The organism is Lichenibacterium ramalinae (assembly GCF_004137085.1).
Taxonomy (GTDB): Bacteria; Pseudomonadota; Alphaproteobacteria; order Rhizobiales; family Beijerinckiaceae; genus Lichenihabitans; species Lichenihabitans ramalinae.
This window is the reverse complement of record NZ_QYBC01000011.1, coordinates 1-16,340: the sequence shown is the minus strand read 5'-3', so window position 1 is coordinate 16,340 and position 16,340 is coordinate 1. Positions and strand designations below refer to the sequence as shown.

Below are 16,340 nucleotides of genomic sequence, written 5' to 3'. Positions count from 1 at the left end.
AGGGAGGGGCTCGGGCGGCCGAAGTGCCGCTGGCGGCTTAGGCGTCGCGGGCCGGCCGCGATGCGCGTCCGGGGCGGGCGATACGTCCCGCCCTCCGCCGCAGCTGAAGCGCCGTCCCGGCGCCGTCGTCGTTTCATCCATGCCGGGGACCCCTCGTCTCTGGCGTTGCATCGGCGGGAAAGGGCCGGAGACGCGACGAGAGGCCGGGCGGCGAGGGGACACCTCGACACCGCCGACACCCCCGAACCGCCCACCGCGATTCCCCAAGGTTCGGTCGAAGGCTGGTTTCCGGGCTGCGGAGGTGCCTTGCGGCGGGGCGTGACGCCTTCCCGGATCATCCGACCCAGTGGCGTGAGTGTCGCGCCTTGACCTTCGATACCGTTGCGGGGGCAGCGCCGGCTTCGCACCGGCTTCCCAATTATCCGCTCCCGAACCGGGAGCGGCACCTTCGACGCCGCCATGGAAGCACGGGACCATGGCCTTGTCACGCCGGAGTCCGGACGCGGATCCGCCGGGCTCGGCGGCGCCATGCGGCCACAGGCCGGGTTGGCTGTTCGTGATGTCGACCATCTCCGACGGCGCAACGATGTCGGCGATGCGGGCGGGGCGGCGCGACGGGTGCAGCAAGCGGGAGCCTCGGGCCAAGGAGCCCCGCGGACGGGGCTGTCGTAATTGTTATAACGTTACAAATTGATCCCTATGGCAGGATGTCGTATGGGTCAAGCTCACTTGAGCCGATGCCATGACCGAGAAGCCCAAACGCCGGGACACTGCGGGGCTGATCGCGGCCGAACTCGCCGGCACGGCGAAGCCGCACACCGCCTACGAGCTGCTCGAACGGCTGCGACCCTCGGGCGTCTTCGCGCCGACGACCGTCTATCGCGCGCTCGAGAAGCTGCTCGCCTCGGGAAAGATCCACCGCATCGAATCGCTGAACGCCTTCGTGGCCTGCCGCGGCGCCGAGGGCGCCCCGCACGATCACGGGCACGGCGAACTCGGCATCGGCTTCACGGTGTGCGATCGCTGTGCCGCCGTGGCGGAATTCGAGGACGCCTCGCTGCAATCGCGCATCGAGGCCGCGGCGGCGGCGGGCGCCTTCGTGCCCCGCTCCAGCATCGTGGAGATCCACGGGCTGTGCGCCGCCTGCGCCGGCGAGGGTCCGGCGGCCGGTCGTCCCTAGAGCAGTATCGGCCTTCTCCGAGTCGCCTTGGCGACTCCAAGCCGGTGAAACTGCTCTCGATTCGGAGCTGGAGCGGATTCGCCGAAGGGGACGGCGCTCTAGACGGCACCGCGTCGCGCGCCTTTGCCGGATCCGTTCCGGCCTGGCACCGCGTGACGTCCGGTCGGGTCGCGGTCGCCGAGCCGGTCCCGACCGAGCCCATCGTCCCTCCGACCGCCTCGCCGCCGCCGACGATTTCTACCGCCACGTGCCTTTGCGGTTGACGCAAAACACGATCTGCAGCAGTTTGGTGAAACGTTTTCGCAGCCGAAGGCTGGGCGGGGTCGACAGGGGAGGCAGACATGGACGACCGTGCGCCCCGAGCCGCCACGGGCAGAGCCAAGCGCGGGGCTCGCGTGACCATCCACGATGTCGCCAAGGCGTCATCCGTGAGTGTCACGACCGCGTCGCAGGCGCTGAGCGGCCAGGGCCGCATGGCCTTGGCGACGCGGGAACGGGTCAAGGCCGCCGCGAAGGCCTTGAGCTTCCGGCCCAACGCCATCGCGCGGGCGCTGCTGAAGCAGCGCAGCTTCACCATCGGGCTGCTGACCAACGACACCTACGGGCGTTTCACCCTGCCGGTGATGGCCGGCATATCGGAAGCGCTCGTCGACCGCGGTGTTTCGGTGTTCCTGTGCTCGGTCGAGCGCGATCCCGTCATCGGCCAGAGCCACGTCGACGCCATGCTGGAGAAGCAGGTCGACGGCATCATCGCATCCGGTAAGCGCCTCGACAGTCGCCTGCCGGTCGACCTGTCCGGCGTCGACGTGCCGGTCGTCTATGCCTATTGCGAGGGCCCTGAGGGCTCCGTCGGTTTCGTGTCGGACGACGGCCAAGGCGCCCGGCTCGCCGTCGCCCACCTCGTCGACCGCGGCTGCCGTCGCATCGCCCACGTCACCGGCCCGGAGGATTTCGCGGTGGTGCACCGGCGGGCCGAGGGCTTCGCCGCGGCGCTCGCCGCGGCGGGCCTCGCTCCCGTCCGCGCCGAGCCGCTGATCGGCGACTGGTCCGAAGCCTGGGGGTTCGCCGCGGCGGGAGCCCTGCTGGAGGGCCCGGCGGCGCCCCCCGACGCCGTGTTCTGCGGCAACGACCAGATCGCGCGCGGGCTGATCGATGCCCTGACGCTGCGCGGGCTGCGCGTGCCGCAGGACGTGGCGGTGATCGGCTTCGACAATTGGGAGATCTTCGCCGCCGCGACCCGACCGCCGCTCACCACGGTCGACATGAACCTCAAGGACCTCGGGCGCCACGCGGGACTGACGTTGCTCGACCTCGTCGAGGGTCGACCCGTCTCGCCCGGGATCCGCAAGCTGCCCTGCAGGCTCGTCGTCCGCGCGTCCAGCGGCTGACCCCTTCGACCCCGGCGCCAACGCTCGTGCCGGGTCCCGCGACAACCCATGGGAGGAAACGATGCATAGCCTCAAGAGCCTGCTGGTCGCCGCCACCGCCCTGGCGGGCTTGGTCCTGCCGACCTTGGCCCTGCCGGCCTCGGCCGAGACCCTGACCATCTGGAGCCGCAGCGGTCAGGGCGACACGCTGGAAGCCGTCGCTAAGGCCTACGACGACACCCACGCCGACAAGGTGTCGATCGTCACCCTGCCGGTCGACGAATTCGTGCAGAAATACGCCACCGCCATCGCGGCCGGCACCGCGCCGGACGCCGTCTCGCTCGACCTCATCCACACCCCCGCCTTCGCCCAGGCGGGGCAGCTGGAGGACCTGACGGACTGGGCGAAGAGCCTGCCGTACTTCGAGGCGCTGTCCCCCGCCCACCTGTCTGTCGGCACCTACCACGGCAGGATCTACGGCCTGCCGCTGACCACGGAAACGTCGGTTCTCGCCTGGAACAAGGACCTGTTCGCGCGGGCCGGGCTCGACCCCGAGAAGGGCCCGAAGACCTGGGCGGAGTGGAAGGCGGATGCCGCCAAGGTGACGGCGCTCGGGGGCGACAGCCGCGGCTTCTACTTCTCCGGGGCCTGCGGGGGTTGCTTCATCTTCACCTTCACGCCGCTGATCTGGGCTTCGGGGGGCGACATCCTGGCCGATGAGGGCGCCAAGGCGACGCTCGACACGCCCCAGCTCAGGGGGGCCGTCGACTTCTACCGATCGCTCGTCGCCGGCGGCATGGTGCCGGCCAGCGCCCGCACCGACACGGGCCCGGATTTCCTGTCGATCGTCGGCGGCCGCATCGGCCTGCAGTCGATCGGAGCCAGCCAGATCGGCGTGCTCATCAACAAGTACCCGAACGTCCACTTCGGCGTGACGCTCATCCCGGGCCCGGACGGCGGCACCTCCTCCTTCGTGGGCGGCAACAACATCGTGGTCACGAAGGGGGCCAAGTCCGTCAAGGCGGTCGAGGCCTTCATGGCCTACGTGTACTCGCTCGAAGGCCAGCGCCTGATGGTGTCGCACGGCAGCCTGCCGGCCCGCTCCGACATCGCCGCCGAGGCGATGAAGGGCCAGGACCCGCGCTACGACGTCGCCGTGGCGGCCATCAAGGTCGGGCGCACGCCCTATTCGCCCGTCTTCAACGACATCATCAACAGCCCGAACGGGCCCTGGGCGCAGATGGTCAACGCCGCGATCTTCGGGAGCGACCCCGCCGCCGCCATCAAGGACGGCCAGGCGCGCATGCAGGACATCATCGACGCCGCGCGGTGAGCCCTCGCGCGATCCCTCGAACTTGACCCTGGGAGCAGCCCGATGTCCGTCACCTCCCTGCCCACCGCCGCCGTCGCGGCGTCGCGTCCCAAAGGTCGCCGCCGCCGCCGGCGCGACCTCGTCGGGCTGCTCTACGTGCTGCCCGCCATGGCGCTGGTGCTGGTCTTCTTCATCGTGCCGATCGGCATGACGGCGTGGATGTCGCTGCACAACTGGCCGCTGCTCGGGCTGCCGCGTTTCATCGGCCTGCGCAACTACGAGCGGCTATGGTCCGACGCGGGCTTCTGGGCGTCGCTGCGCTTCACGCTGGTCTACACCGGGGTGGCGACGGTCGCGATCTTCGCCGTCGCCTTCCCCCTGGCGCTGCTCGTCGAGAAGCCGCGTCCCCTCGCCAGCCTGTTGCGCACTGCCTTCTTCCTGCCCGTGGTGGTGGGCTTCGCCACGGCGGCGCTGCTCTGGGTGTGGCTGCTCAACACCGACAGCGGCCTGTTCAGCCCGGCGCTGCAGGCGCTCGGCATCACGCCGCAGCGGATCAACATCCTCGGGACGTTCGACACCGCCTTCGCCGCCATCGTCGCCATGGTGGTGTGGAAGGTGGCGGGCTTCACCATGATCCTGCTGATGACCGGGCTCCAGGGCATCCCCGCCGACATCGTCGAGGCCGCCCGCATCGACCACGCCGGACCGCTGCAGCGCTTCCGCTTCATCACCCTGCCGCTGATGCGCCGGACGCTGGGCCTCGCCCTCATCCTGTGCATCACCGGCTCGATGCTGGCCTTCGACCAGTTCTACATCATGGTGGCGGGCGGCCCCGGCAACCAGACCCTCACGGCGGTCTACTGGATCTTCAACCAATCCTTCGTGTCGTTCCGCCTCGGCTACGGCGCCGCCCTGTCCATCGTGCTGCTCGCCATCCTGCTCGTTCTCAGCCTCGGCCAGCTCTGGCTCCTGCGCGACCGGGAGGACGCGCGATGAGCCCGCGCCGCCGGCATGGCCGCTCCCGCATGGTCGCCGCCCTCCCGACCCTCGTGGGCGTCATCGTCGCCGCGACCTTCCTGGCCCCCCTGGCCTGGGCCGTCCTGGCCTCCTTCCGCCCGGCCGCCGAGGCCGCGCAGCCACCACTGCCGCCCTGGCCGACGCAGGGCTTCAGCCTCGATGCCTACCGCACGCTCGACAGCGCGAGCGGCGGCCTCTGGCTGCACGCCGCCAACAGCGGCCTCGTCGCCGGCGCGACCGTCGTGCTCAGCGTCGTCGTCAGCCTCTTCGCCGGCTACGGCTTCTCGCGCTACCGGTTCCCGCTGCGCAACACCTGCTTCGTCCTCGTCATGACCACCATGATGGTGCCGTTCCAGTCGATCCTGGTGCCGCTCTTCATCCTGCTGACGCACCTGCACCTGCAGAACACGCTGACGGGGCTCACCCTCGTCTACGTGACGCTGCAACTCCCCTTCTCGATCTTCATGATGCGCAACGCCTTCGACGCGGTGCCGAAGGAGATCGAGGAAGCGGCCCGCATCGACGGCGTGCGCGACCTGCGCCTGCTCGTGCGGGTGCTGCTGCCGCTCGTCATGCCGGGCGTCGCCACGGTGGCGATCTTCGCCTTCCTGAACAGCTGGAACGAGTTCCTCGCCGCCCTGATCTTCCTCAGTGACGAGAACAAATTCACGCTGCCGGTGCTGATGACGGCGGTGCGGGCGGGCCGCTTCGGCTCGATCGACTGGGGCGCCGTGCAGGCCGGCGTCACCGTCATGATGATCCCCTGCCTGGTCGTCTTCCTCGCCCTCCAACGCTTCTACATCCGCGGCCTCACGGCCGGCGCGGTGAAGTGACGTCCTCTCGCACAGGCCCTCTCCGCATGTCCGACACGCCCGCCAACCGCTTCCGCCCGCCGGCCGTCCCCAAGGTGAAGATCGCGGGCTTCTGGGGTCCCCGCATCGATGTGGTGGCCGACAAGACCGTGAACATCCTGTTCGACCGCTGCATCGCGGCCGGCACCCTCGACCAGGTGGATCCGGCCCTGCCGGTGCCGGACCTGCGCATCCCGTTCCAGCACGGCAACAGCGTGACGACCCAGATGTTCTGGGACTCCGACTTCGGCAAGATCATCGAGACCGCCGCCTACGCCATCGACCGCAAGCGCGACCCCGGGCTCGAGCGGCGCATCGACGAGGTCATCGACGCCTATGCCCGGCTTCAGGCCGAGGACGGCTACCTCGACAGCTGGTTCCAGCGCATGCGCCCGGGCGAGCGCTGGACCAACCTGCGCGACTGCCACGAGCTCTACAACATGGGCCACCTCATCGAGGGCGCGGTGGCCTATCACCACGCCACCGGCAAACGCCGCCTCCTCGACGTGATGTGCCGCTGCATGGACCACGTCATCGCGACGCTGGGCCGCGAACCCGGCCAAAAGCGCGGCTATTGCGGGCACCCGGAAGTCGAGCTGGCGCTGGTCAGGCTCGCCCGCGCCACGGGGGAGCGCCGCTACCTCGACCTCGCCACCTATTTCGTCGACGAGCGCGGCCGGAGCCCCAACTACTTCGACGGCGAAGCCGCGGCGCGCGGCGAGTCGGGAGAGGACTTCTGGTTCGGCACGCATGAATACAGCCAGTCGCACCGGCCCGTCCGCGAGCAGGACAAGGTGGTGGGCCACGCCGTGCGCGCCATGTACCTCTACAGCGGCATGGCCGACGTCGCGACCGAGACCGGCGACGGGACGCTCGTGGCACCCCTCGAGCGGCTCTGGGCCGACCTCACCGAGAAGAACCTCTACGTCACGGGCGGCCTCGGGCCGTCGCAGGCCAACGAGGGGTTCACCTTCGACTACGACCTGCCGAACGAGAGCGCCTACGCGGAAACCTGCGCCGCCGTGGCGCTGGTGTTCTGGGCCAGCCGCATGCTCGGGCGCGGCCCCGATGGCCGCTTCGGCGACATCATGGAACAGGCGCTCTACAACGGCGCCCTGTCCGGCCTGTCGCTCGACGGGACGAAGTTCTTCTACGAGAACCCGCTGGCGAGCCGCGGCGACCACAACCGCTGGACCTGGCACCGCTGCCCCTGCTGCCCGCCCAACATCGCCCGGCTCGTGGCCTCGGTCGGCTCCTACGCCTATGGCGAGGCCGAGGGCGAGGCCGCCGTTCACCTCTACTGCGCGGGCGAGGCCGACCTCGACCTCGGGGGCGGACGCCGGCTTCGCCTGCTGCAGGACACCCATTACCCCTGGAGCGGCGCCGTGCGGCTGACGGTGGGGCTCGAGGCGCCGACCGATTTCGTCCTGTCGCTGCGCATCCCGGCCTGGGCGCAGGACCCGACGCTGTCGGTGGGCGGCGAGGCCATCGACGTCGCGGCCGTCCGCGTCAAGGGCTACGCGCGCCTGGCCCGACGCTGGTCGCCGGGCGACGTCGTCGAACTCGACGTCGGCATGACGCCCAAGCGCCTCTACGCCAACCCCAAGGTCCGACAGGATGCGGGCCGCGTCGCCCTGAAGCGCGGCCCCCTGGTCTATTGCGTCGAAGCCGTCGACAACGGCCCGGGGCTCCACGGCCTGTCCCTGCCGGAAGCCGCCGAGATCCGGGACGCGTTCGAGCCGGAATTGCTGGGCGGCGTCGTGGCGCTGAGCGCCGCCGCGCGGACGGACGCGGCGGATTGGGGCGGGGACCTCTACCGCGAAGTCCCGCCACAGCGCCGCGCAGCCGCGCTCCGGGCCGTGCCCTACTACGCCTGGGACAACCGCGCGCCCGGCGAGATGCTGGTCTGGCTGCGGGCGGACGGCGTCGAGGCCTCGGCGCGGGACGGGGAGGGACAGGCGTGAGCGGCGTCGAACTGCGCGGCGTCACCAAGTCCTACGGCCTGGTCGACGTGATCCACGGCGTCGACCTGTCGATCGGCGACGGCGACTTCGTCGTCTTCGTCGGGCCCTCGGGCTGTGGGAAGTCGACGCTGCTGCGCATGATCGCGGGGCTCGAAGAGGTCACGGCCGGGGACATCGCCATCGCGGGCCGGGACGTGACGGATGCCGACCCGTCGGAGCGGGGCATCGCCATGGTGTTCCAATCCTACGCGCTCTACCCCCACATGAGCGTGCGCGACAACATGGGCTTCGGGCTGAAGATGATGAGGCGCCCTGCCGCGGCGGTGGCGTCGCGCGTCGAGGCCGCGGCGGACATCCTGAAGCTCGGACCGCTGCTCGACCGGAAACCCAGCCAGCTGTCGGGCGGGCAGCGCCAGCGCGTCGCCATCGGGCGCGCCATCGTGCGCGACCCCAAAGTGTTCCTGTTCGACGAGCCCCTGTCCAACCTCGACGCCGAGTTGCGCGTCTCGATGCGGATCGAGATCGCGCGCCTGCACCGGGAACTCGGCAACACGATGATCTACGTCACCCACGACCAGACCGAGGCCATGACGCTCGCCGACCGGATCGTGGTGCTGCGCGCGGGCCGCATCGAGCAGACGGGAACGCCGGCCGAGGTCTACGACGATCCCGTCAACACCTTCGTGGCGGGCTTCATCGGCTCGCCGCGCATGAACCTCTTCCAGGGCCGCACCACGCCCGGCGGCGGCGTCACGCTGGGCGGCGTCGTCGTCAGCCCGCCGCCCGCGGCACGCCTCGTCCCGGGCCGGCCCGTCCAGGTCGGTCTGCGGCCCGAGCACCTGCGCGACGCGCGGGCCGGAGAACCCGCCCTCGCCGTGACGGTCGCGTTTTCCGAATATCTCGGCGGCACCAGCTACGTCCACGGCGAGATCGCCGACGGTCAGCCGATCGTGGCCGAGCGCCGCCGGGGTGCGACCCCGGCGCCGGGGGACCGCATCGCCCTCGCCTTCGACCCCGGCGACCTCCGCCTCTTCGACGCCGAAGGGCTGCGCATCCCGTGATCGGGCGCGGGCCATCCGCTCGGGCTGCAGGATCGTCGCGGCATCGCCCCTCGCGGGGACGCTCCGCCGTGCCTTGGTGCTGGACCTCGCGGGTGCGGAGGGCCGTCCCGCGCCTGCGCCGCCTCCGCCGAGCCCGGCACGGTCGGCACCGTTTCGGGACAGCGACCGGGACGAGGCGCGGCCCGTCTGGTATCGTCCGTCGAATGGTGTGATGACGGGACTTCGGTGCTGGAGTCGTGACCCTGGAGCTGCGTCTTGCTATCTGCACCCGACCCGATCCCGCGGCGGAAGCTTTCCGACGAGGTCTTCGACAGACTCAAGCGCATGATCGTATCGGGCGAGGTGCAACCCGGCCAAGCCTTGCCGTCCGAGCGCGATTTGATGGATCGGTTCGGCGTCGGACGGCCGGCGATCCGGGAAGCCATGCAGGCCCTGGCCAACATGGGCCTCATCAGCATCTCGCACGGCGAGCGCTCCCGGGTGTGCCACCTCACGGCGCGCTCCATCACCCAGCAGGTCGACCTCACGGCCCAGATCATGCTCGCGACCTCGCCGCAGTCGCTCGACCACCTCAAGGGTGCCCGCGCCTTCTTCGAGCGCGGCATGGTCCGCGAAGCGGCGCTGAAGGCGGCGGCGCCGGACATCGGCCGCCTGCGGGACACGATCGAACGGCAGCGCGAGGCGCTCGGCGACGCGGATCGCTTCATCGCCGCCGACATGCGGTTCCACACCGAGATCGCCAAGATCTCGGGCAACCCGATCTTCGAGGCCGTCAGCGAGGCCCTGCTCGGCTGGCTGCGGAGCTACCACACCGAGATGCTCATCTGGAGCGGCAAGGAGAACCATACCTTGGCGGAGCATGCCGCGATCCTCGCCGCCATCGAAGCCCGCGACGTGGACGCGGCGGAGCGGGCCATGGAGCGGCACCTCGACAGGTCGGCCGCCCTCTACGTCCACCACGCGTGACGCGACGCGAAAGGGTTCAGGCCGGCCTGAGCCGCGCGACCGCGTAGGCCGGCAGATCGAGCGACCCCGCGGGGCAGGGCCGCTCGTGCGGCCAGCGCCCGTCTCTCGCCTGAGCCATCGCGGCGTCGTCGAGTGTGGCGCAGAGCCATGCGGAAAGGTCGACCGACGCGACGCAGACCGTCTGCGGACGGTCCGTGACGTTGGCGACCCAGACGATGGGGCGTCCCCGGCGGTCGAGCGCCCCCGCGGCGAGCACGCCATCCTCGCGGCTCGACGTGACGGGCACGCGGGCCTGCCCGGCCAGGGCCGCCAATCCGCGTGCGGCGTGGAACACCGGCCGGACGTCCGCCTCGCCCTCCTCCCCGAGGAGGCCGAAATCACCCGTCAGCGCGCCCACGACGAGCATTTCCAAGGCGGCCGGACCCGTGTTGGCGGCATAGCCGACCAGCCAGGAGGCCGCGAACAGGCCCCGCTGACGCGGGTCGCGCCGCGCCATGCAGATCCGCTCCCCGTCGGGGTTGTCCATCGTGCGTGACCCGTAGGGGTTCTGCCGCATGCCGATCGTCGAGGGGCCGATGCGGTAGGGCGCCCCGCCGATGATGGCCCGGCAGGACCGCGTGATGTGCGGCAGGGCCTCCAGGGTCTGCATGACGCTGCGATCGTCGGCCGCGTGGACGATGGGGTTGGTGGTGTGCGTGACGAAGTCGAGCCGGTCGACCGGCGGACGCTTCCGGTTGAACTCCGTGAAGGTGCTGAACATGCCGCCGCCGAGGCGCAGCCCGGGAAAGGCGTGGCGGGCCGCGGCGTAGACCTCCTCCAGCGGTGGGCAGGCCGGCCAGGCGCTGCCGGGCGGCGTGGACTGGCGGTCGACCGAGGGGCTCACCGCGATGGCGTCGAGCTTCAGGCCGGCCTGCCGGACCAGGGCGGCGACGGCGTCCAACTCGTCCCGCGGATCGTCCCGTCCCGGCAGGACGCATTCGAGCACGGATTCCGTGCCGCCGAGCGCCTGGACGCGGGCGAAACCGCGCAATGCCGCGATGCCATGCCCGGTGGAAGGGTCGAAGTGGAACAGCAGGCTCTGCGGTCCCACCTCGCGCAGGCGATCCGCCGCCCGCAGCGTCGCCGCGACCTCCTCGGGCGTGACGACGAGCCCGATGCCGGGCATCGTGCCCGAAGGCTCGTCGAGCGTCAGCACGGCGGCGTCGGCCGGGCCCGCCGCGACGGCGGGCGCATCCCGGCCGCCGTCGAGGGTGAGGCGAACCGCCTGGCGCTGCGGTTCCGCGTCGGGAAGCCGGTACGGCCAGGGCAGGGCGAGGGGCCGGACGTAGGTCTTGAACGACGCGTCCGACCAGTTGCGCTGGTCCTCCATCTCGAAGGCGTCGCCCTCCAGGCGGCAGGTCGCGGCGAGCCCGAGCCGCACCTCGTGGGTGATGGCCCGCATGGACTGGAAGGGCTGCCAGGGCGCGATGAGGTCGGGCATGCGGGTCCGCTCGACCGAGCCGTCGCAATGTTCGATCTGCACCGGACGTCCGGCGAGGTCCCGGATGGGATGGAGCACGCAGAAGCCACAGCGGTTGGTCTCGAACCCGCCCCGGGCGGTGCTCTCGGCCTCGAAAGTGAGGGTGCCGTCGGCCGTCCCCCGGATGGCGACGTCGTAGCTCAGCGTCGCCCCCGCCGCCGACACGCAACGGCCGAGGTAGTGGACCGCGAAGGCGCCCTCGCCCTCGTCGATCCGGAGGTCGACGATGACGGGGGCATAGGTGCCCCAGTCGGCGTCGCGCACCACATAGGCGACGGCGCGCAGGACCTCGATGCCCTGGAAGCGGATCGCGCGCAGGTTCCCGTCGACGAGTTCGGCGACGAGGTCGCCGGCGACGAGCAGCCGCGCTTCGGGGATCGCCGCGACCGTCCCGTACCAGGCGATCAGACTGTCTCTGTCCGTCATCTCGCTCCTCGACCCTTCCCCGGTGCGACGCGGTCAGAAATCCTCCGGATCGACCGGCTTTCGGCTGGCGGCGCCGGCATAGGCGGCCTCGACCAAGGCCAGGGTCTTGAGGTTGTCGCGCCCGGAGGTCTGGGGCTCGCGCCCCTGGCGCAGGCATTCGGCCCAATGGCGCTGGATCGCCAGCACGCTCTCCTGGATGTTGTGCCAGGGCCGTGACGCCCAGGGGAGCAGGGGCGGCGACACGTCCGTCTCGGTCGCGCCCGCCCCGGTGGCGACCGTGAGGCGATAGCCGGCCGAAAGCCGGATCGTGCCCAGCGCCCCGTCGACCTCCACGATGGTCTGCGGAAAGGGATCGTCGGCGAGCTTGGTCGCATAGGAGCAGTCCACGATGGTGGTCACGCCCGAGGCGTGGTCGAGCAGCATCGTGGCGACGTCTTCGCCCTTGATCCTCGGGTTGATGCGCCGCGTACGGGCCGTCAGGCCCGTGACGTCCCCGAACAGGTGACGGGCGACGTCGAGGCTGTGGATGCCGAGGTCCTCGACGATGAAGCGGCTCCCCTCGGCGAGGTACGGCTGGCCGGAAAAGACGTCATAGCCTGAGCGGAACGACACCCGCCCCCAGAACGGCGCGCCGACGTCGCCCCGGTCGAGCACGGCCCGCACCGCCTGGATGGGGCTCTGCCAGCGGAAGTTCTCGTGCACCATCAGGGGGACGCCGGCCTCGGCGCAGGCCGCCACCATGGCGCGGGCGTCGTCCATCGTGGCGGCGAAGGGCTTCTGGCAGATCACCGGCACGCGCCTTCGCGCCGCGAGTTCGACGAGCGGCCGGTGGCTCGACACGGTCGTGGCGACATCGACGAAATCGAGCGCTTCGGCGGCCAGCATGGCTTCGGCGTCGGCGTAACGGCGGTCGATGCCGAACTGGTCGCCCAGCAGGGCCAGCCGGGCAGGGTCGCGGTCGCACAGGGCGACGATCTCGACGTCGGGCAGGTCGCGCCAGGCGTGGAGCTGGTTGACGGCGAAGAAGCCGCAGCCGATCAGCGCGCCGCGCAGGGGGGCGGGGCTCACGACTGACGCGCCACTTGGAGCAGCGCCACGCGCTGCTGGAGCTTCCGTTGCGCCTGGTCGACGACGACGGCCGCGATGATGACAAGGCCCTTGATGACCGTCTGCCAGAAGGAGCTGACCCCCATCATGACGAGGCCGTCTCCCAGGATGCCGATCACGAAGGCGCCGATGACGGTGCCGCCCACCGTGCCGCGACCGCCCGACATCGATGTGCCGCCCAGCACCGCCGCCGCGATGGCGTTGAGCTCGAAGGTTTCCCCGGTGGCGGGATGCGAGGCCATCAGTTCGGAGGCGATGATCAGCCCCACGATGGCGGCGCAGAAGCCCGAGAACATGTAGACGAACATCTTGACGCGATCGACCCGGATGCCCGAAAGGCCCGCCGCGCGCTCGTTGCCGCCGACCGCGAAGACGTGCCGCCCGAGCGGCGTCGAGCGCGCCAGATAGGCCGCCGCCACGGCCACCGCCATCAGCGTCCAGACCGAATAGGGCAGCTGGAGGAAGCGGCCGCCGCCGAGGACGTCGAAGCCCTGGTTGGCATGGGCTTCCGTGCCGGCGAGGTTGGGGAAGGTGCGGCCTTCCGACATCAGGAGGGCGGCGCCGCGCGCCACGTAGAGCGTGCCGAGCGTGGCGATGAACGGCGCCACGTTGAGGCGCGTGATCAACAGACCGTTGACGGCGCCGACCAGGATCCCGAGCACCAGCGTGATCAGCACCGTTTCGGGGACGCTGGACCACAGCGTGTAGCCGATCGGCAGGGCGAGGCCGTTCATGAGGAGGCCGCCCGCCACCATCGAACACAGCCCCACGATGGACCCGACCGAGAGGTCGATCCCACCGGTGACGATGACGAAGGTCATGCCGATGGCCAGGAAGGCGTTCAGCGCGACGTGCTTCGACATCAAGATGAGGTTGGCCGCCGACATGAAGTTCGGTGCCAGGAACGAGAACACGATCAGCACGGCGAAGAGCGCGATGAACGTCCTGAGCTTCATCAGGGTGAGGAGCATCGTGCCGCCGGTGGGGCCGGTGCTCGGGACGGGCTGCGGCACGGCGGTCATGCGGAAACCTTTGCGGGGGCGGTGGGACGGGGAGTCGTCGGCGCGTGGCCGGCCGCCGAGGCCGCCACGACCTTGGCCTCGGTGGCGTCGGCGCGGTCCATCAGGGCGGTGAGCCTGCCGTTGCTCATGACGGCGATCCGGTCGGACAGGGCCATGACCTCCTCGAGGTCGGAGGTGACGAAGACGATGCCGAGGCCCTGGGCGGCGAGCCGGCGCATGGTGAGGAACACGTCCGCCTTGGCGCCGACATCGATGCCGCGCGAGGGCTCGTCCATGAGCAGCACCTTGGGATGGGTCAGCAGGGCCTTGCCGATCACGACCTTCTGCTGGTTGCCGCCGCTCAGCGACGAGACCGGCAGGTCCGTATCGGCGGCCTTGATGGTGAGGTCGGTGACGGCGCCCGCGACGGCCTGGCGCTCGGCCGCGCGTCGGATGTGGATGCCGCGGACGTAGCGGTAGAGGCTCGCCATGGTGAGGTTCTCGGCGATCGACAGGATGCCGACCTGGCCTTCGCGCTGACGGTCCTCGGGAACGAGGGCGAGACCGCGGGCGATGCGGTCCGTCGTGTCGAGGTGGCCGATCGGCCGGCCGTCAAGCGTGAGGCTGCCCGTGGCGAGGCGCTGGCGGCCCATGATGCAGTCGAGCAGCTCGCTGCGTCCCGCGCCCATCAGCCCGTACACGCCGAGGATCTCGCCGGCCCGCAGATCGAACCCGACGTGGTCGACCGCCAGCCCGCCCGTGGCGCGCGGCAGGCTGACGTCCCGCGCTTCGAAGACCACATCGCCGATGCGGTGCCCGACGCCCTTGGCGAAGTCCTTGGCGTCCTGGCCGATCATCTGCCGGACGATCCAGTGGGTGTCGACCTCGCGCATCTCGGCCTGGCCGGTGATGCGCCCGTCCCGCAGGACCGTGATGTAGTCGCCGATGCGGATCAGCTCCTCCAGGCGGTGGCTGATGTACACGACGGCGACGCCCCGGGCCTTGAGGTCGGCGATGACCCGGAACAGCACCTCGACCTCGGTGGCGCTGAGCGCCGAGGTCGGCTCGTCCATGATGAGGATGCGGGCGTCCTGGGCGACGGCCTTGGCGATCTCGACGAGTTGCTGTTGGCCGATGCGGAGGTCTTCCACGAGGGCCCGGGGATCGATGCCGGTCTGCAGGCGCTCCATGAGCGCTGCGGCCCGGCGTTCCTGTTCCCGGTGGTCGATGCCGCGAAGCCCGCGCGTCACCTCGCGCGTCGCGAAGACGTTCTCGGCCACCGACAGGTTGCCGAAGAGGTTGAGCTCCTGGAACACCATGCCGATGCCGTGCGCCACCGCATCGGCCGTCGTGGGGAAGCGGACCGTTTCGCCGTCGAGCACGATGCGGCCGAGCGTCGGCTGCTCGACGCCGGCGATGATCTTCATCAACGTCGACTTGCCGGCGCCGTTCTCGCCGACCAGGACGTTCACGGCTCCCCGACGGACGTCGAAAGTGGCGCGCTTGACCGCCAAGGTGCCCGAATAGGCCTTCGAAACGTCGTCGAGCCTGAGGACGACCTCGTGTCGCGCGGCCGGCGTCATGGTTTCGGCCCCAGGGTGAGTTCGACGGGCGTCATCAGCGGCGGGGCGTCCCCGGGCGCGGCCGAGAAGACGCCGAGCGCCGTGACGTGGCGGCCGACGAGGTCCTGGCGTGGCGCCGCCGACAGCGCCGTCGCGTTCGCCTTGGCGTTCAGCGCCTTGCCGTATTGCGCGTAGTCGACCTGGTTCTTGAAGGAGCCGAACGGGTGAAGCGACAGCATGTCCCGGATGGAGGTGCCCCGCACCACGGGCCCGAGCTGCAACGTCACCGTGCGACCGCCCTGCGTCTTCACGTCGACCGTGGCGGCCCGCGATGCGGTGTTGGCCGCCGTCACGGTGCCGTCGACCTCGGCCGCATAGGTCCAGGGCGCACCCGCCTGGTTCTCCCGGAAGCCGTGACGGGCGCCGGCCTCGTCCGGCGACGCCTTCACGGCCTCGGCGACAGCGTCGTAGGGGGCGGCCTTGGAGCGGATGAAAGGCAGGATCTTGCCGCTCCAGTCCGTCTCCACCATGGCGGCGGGGTCGAAGGAGCCGTCGTTGATGAAGACCGAGGTGGCGCTCTGGGTCGGGTCGACCGCCGGCGTCTTCTCGATGCGGCAGCCCGCGATCGCGAGCGCCAGGCCGGTCAAGCCGGCCAGGGCCAGGGGGGTTGAACGCATCGACGCCACCGAACGAGGAGCAGGCGGGCACCCGACACGGATGCCCGGAGGGACGCGGATCAGGGCTTGAGCTGGAAGGTTTCGAGCTTGGGCGCGTTGTCCTTGGTGATCAGCACGCAGTCCATGAGCTGCTTCTCGGGCTGACCGGTCGACTTGGTCTTGAGATACTGGTCGGCCTGTTCGACCGCCATCTGGGCCTGCCGGTAGGCCGGCTGCAGCACGGTCGCCCTGATGGTGCCGGCCTTGATCTGGTTGTGGAGCCTCAATAGGTTGTCCTTGTCGAGTGCGAGGCGGCTGACGGGTGGTTTTGCGCCGAGGCTCGTGTGTGGC

The 16,340-nt window shown here is 70.5% G+C and carries 13 protein-coding genes, 1 pseudogene and 1 riboswitch; of the genes and pseudogenes, 8 read left to right on the top strand and 6 right to left on the bottom strand.

Annotated elements, in window-relative coordinates; genetic code table 11:
• Positions 1-262: 262 nt before the first annotated feature.
• Positions 263-465: riboswitch (cobalamin riboswitch) on the bottom strand.
• Between the two features lie 277 nt (positions 466-742).
• From D3272_RS28195 to D3272_RS13675, 8 genes are all read left to right on the top strand, one after another.
• On the top strand, positions 743-1,180 hold the full coding sequence (locus D3272_RS28195; protein WP_129219774.1) for a Fur family transcriptional regulator: 438 nt from the start codon (positions 743-745) through the stop codon (positions 1,178-1,180).
• 341 nt (positions 1,181-1,521) lie between these two features.
• Positions 1,522-2,568 (top strand): LacI family DNA-binding transcriptional regulator, encoded by a 1,047-nt coding sequence (locus tag D3272_RS13705; protein ID WP_129219773.1) that lies wholly within the window; start codon positions 1,522-1,524, stop codon positions 2,566-2,568.
• Between the two features lie 61 nt (positions 2,569-2,629).
• On the top strand, positions 2,630-3,880 hold the full coding sequence (locus D3272_RS13700) for an ABC transporter substrate-binding protein (RefSeq protein WP_129219772.1): 1,251 nt from the start codon (positions 2,630-2,632) through the stop codon (positions 3,878-3,880).
• Between the two features lie 42 nt (positions 3,881-3,922).
• A complete protein-coding gene (locus tag D3272_RS13695) occupies positions 3,923-4,855 on the top strand; it encodes a carbohydrate ABC transporter permease (protein WP_129219771.1) in 933 nt (310 codons plus the stop codon).
• Between the two features lie 29 nt (positions 4,856-4,884).
• Positions 4,885-5,709, top strand: coding sequence for a carbohydrate ABC transporter permease (locus D3272_RS13690; RefSeq protein ID WP_428977993.1), 825 nt, complete (start codon positions 4,885-4,887; stop codon positions 5,707-5,709).
• Between the two features lie 26 nt (positions 5,710-5,735).
• The gene (locus D3272_RS13685; protein WP_129219769.1) at positions 5,736-7,691 is read left to right on the top strand and encodes a glycoside hydrolase family 127 protein; all 1,956 of its coding nucleotides are present in this window, start codon (positions 5,736-5,738) and stop codon (positions 7,689-7,691) included.
• Positions 7,688-8,752: an ABC transporter ATP-binding protein gene (locus tag D3272_RS13680; RefSeq protein ID WP_129219768.1), complete on the top strand. Its 1,065-nt coding sequence runs from the start codon at positions 7,688-7,690 to the stop codon at positions 8,750-8,752. Before D3272_RS13685 ends, D3272_RS13680 begins: the two co-directional genes overlap by 4 nt.
• Before the next feature lie 255 nt (positions 8,753-9,007).
• A complete protein-coding gene (locus D3272_RS13675) occupies positions 9,008-9,718 on the top strand; it encodes a transcriptional regulator NanR (RefSeq protein WP_129219767.1) in 711 nt (236 codons plus the stop codon).
• 16 nt (positions 9,719-9,734) lie between these two features.
• Here the strand turns inward: D3272_RS13675 and apnL are convergent, their stop codons facing one another.
• The 6 genes and pseudogenes from apnL to D3272_RS13645 form a co-directional block, all read right to left on the bottom strand.
• The gene (apnL, locus tag D3272_RS13670; protein WP_129219766.1) at positions 9,735-11,663 is read right to left on the bottom strand and encodes a D-apionate lactonase; all 1,929 of its coding nucleotides are present in this window, start codon (positions 11,661-11,663) and stop codon (positions 9,735-9,737) included.
• Positions 11,664-11,696: 33 nt separating this feature from the next.
• Positions 11,697-12,731 carry a Gfo/Idh/MocA family protein gene (locus tag D3272_RS13665; RefSeq protein ID WP_129219765.1) on the bottom strand — a complete coding sequence of 345 codons (1,035 nt, stop codon included), beginning with the start codon at positions 12,729-12,731 and terminating at the stop codon, positions 11,697-11,699.
• Positions 12,728-13,792, bottom strand: coding sequence for an ABC transporter permease (locus D3272_RS13660; protein ID WP_129219764.1), 1,065 nt, complete (start codon positions 13,790-13,792; stop codon positions 12,728-12,730). Before D3272_RS13660 ends, D3272_RS13665 begins: the two co-directional genes overlap by 4 nt.
• Positions 13,789-15,354 (bottom strand): sugar ABC transporter ATP-binding protein, encoded by a 1,566-nt coding sequence (locus tag D3272_RS13655; RefSeq protein WP_129219763.1) that lies wholly within the window; start codon positions 15,352-15,354, stop codon positions 13,789-13,791. The genes D3272_RS13660 and D3272_RS13655 overlap by 4 nt, the downstream gene beginning before the upstream one ends.
• Positions 15,351-16,010 carry a DUF2291 family protein gene (locus D3272_RS13650; RefSeq protein WP_129219762.1) on the bottom strand — a complete coding sequence of 220 codons (660 nt, stop codon included), beginning with the start codon at positions 16,008-16,010 and terminating at the stop codon, positions 15,351-15,353. Before D3272_RS13650 ends, D3272_RS13655 begins: the two co-directional genes overlap by 4 nt.
• Before the next feature lie 59 nt (positions 16,011-16,069).
• Positions 16,070-16,340: pseudogene (locus D3272_RS13645) on the bottom strand (hypothetical protein); the annotation flags it as partial.

Coding starts and splice junctions, on each gene's coding strand:
- D3272_RS28195 (WP_129219774.1), top strand. CDS start 743: ATGACCGAGAAGCCCAAACGCCGGGACACTGCGGGGCTGATCGCGGCC.
- D3272_RS13705 (WP_129219773.1), top strand. CDS start 1,522: ATGGACGACCGTGCGCCCCGAGCCGCCACGGGCAGAGCCAAGCGCGGG.
- D3272_RS13700 (WP_129219772.1), top strand. CDS start 2,630: ATGCATAGCCTCAAGAGCCTGCTGGTCGCCGCCACCGCCCTGGCGGGC.
- D3272_RS13695 (WP_129219771.1), top strand. CDS start 3,923: ATGTCCGTCACCTCCCTGCCCACCGCCGCCGTCGCGGCGTCGCGTCCC.
- D3272_RS13690 (WP_428977993.1), top strand. CDS start 4,885: ATGGTCGCCGCCCTCCCGACCCTCGTGGGCGTCATCGTCGCCGCGACC.
- D3272_RS13685 (WP_129219769.1), top strand. CDS start 5,736: ATGTCCGACACGCCCGCCAACCGCTTCCGCCCGCCGGCCGTCCCCAAG.
- apnL (WP_129219766.1), bottom strand. CDS start 11,663: ATGACGGACAGAGACAGTCTGATCGCCTGGTACGGGACGGTCGCGGCG.
- D3272_RS13660 (WP_129219764.1), bottom strand. CDS start 13,792: ATGACCGCCGTGCCGCAGCCCGTCCCGAGCACCGGCCCCACCGGCGGC.
- D3272_RS13655 (WP_129219763.1), bottom strand. CDS start 15,354: ATGACGCCGGCCGCGCGACACGAGGTCGTCCTCAGGCTCGACGACGTT.
- D3272_RS13650 (WP_129219762.1), bottom strand. CDS start 16,010: ATGCGTTCAACCCCCCTGGCCCTGGCCGGCTTGACCGGCCTGGCGCTC.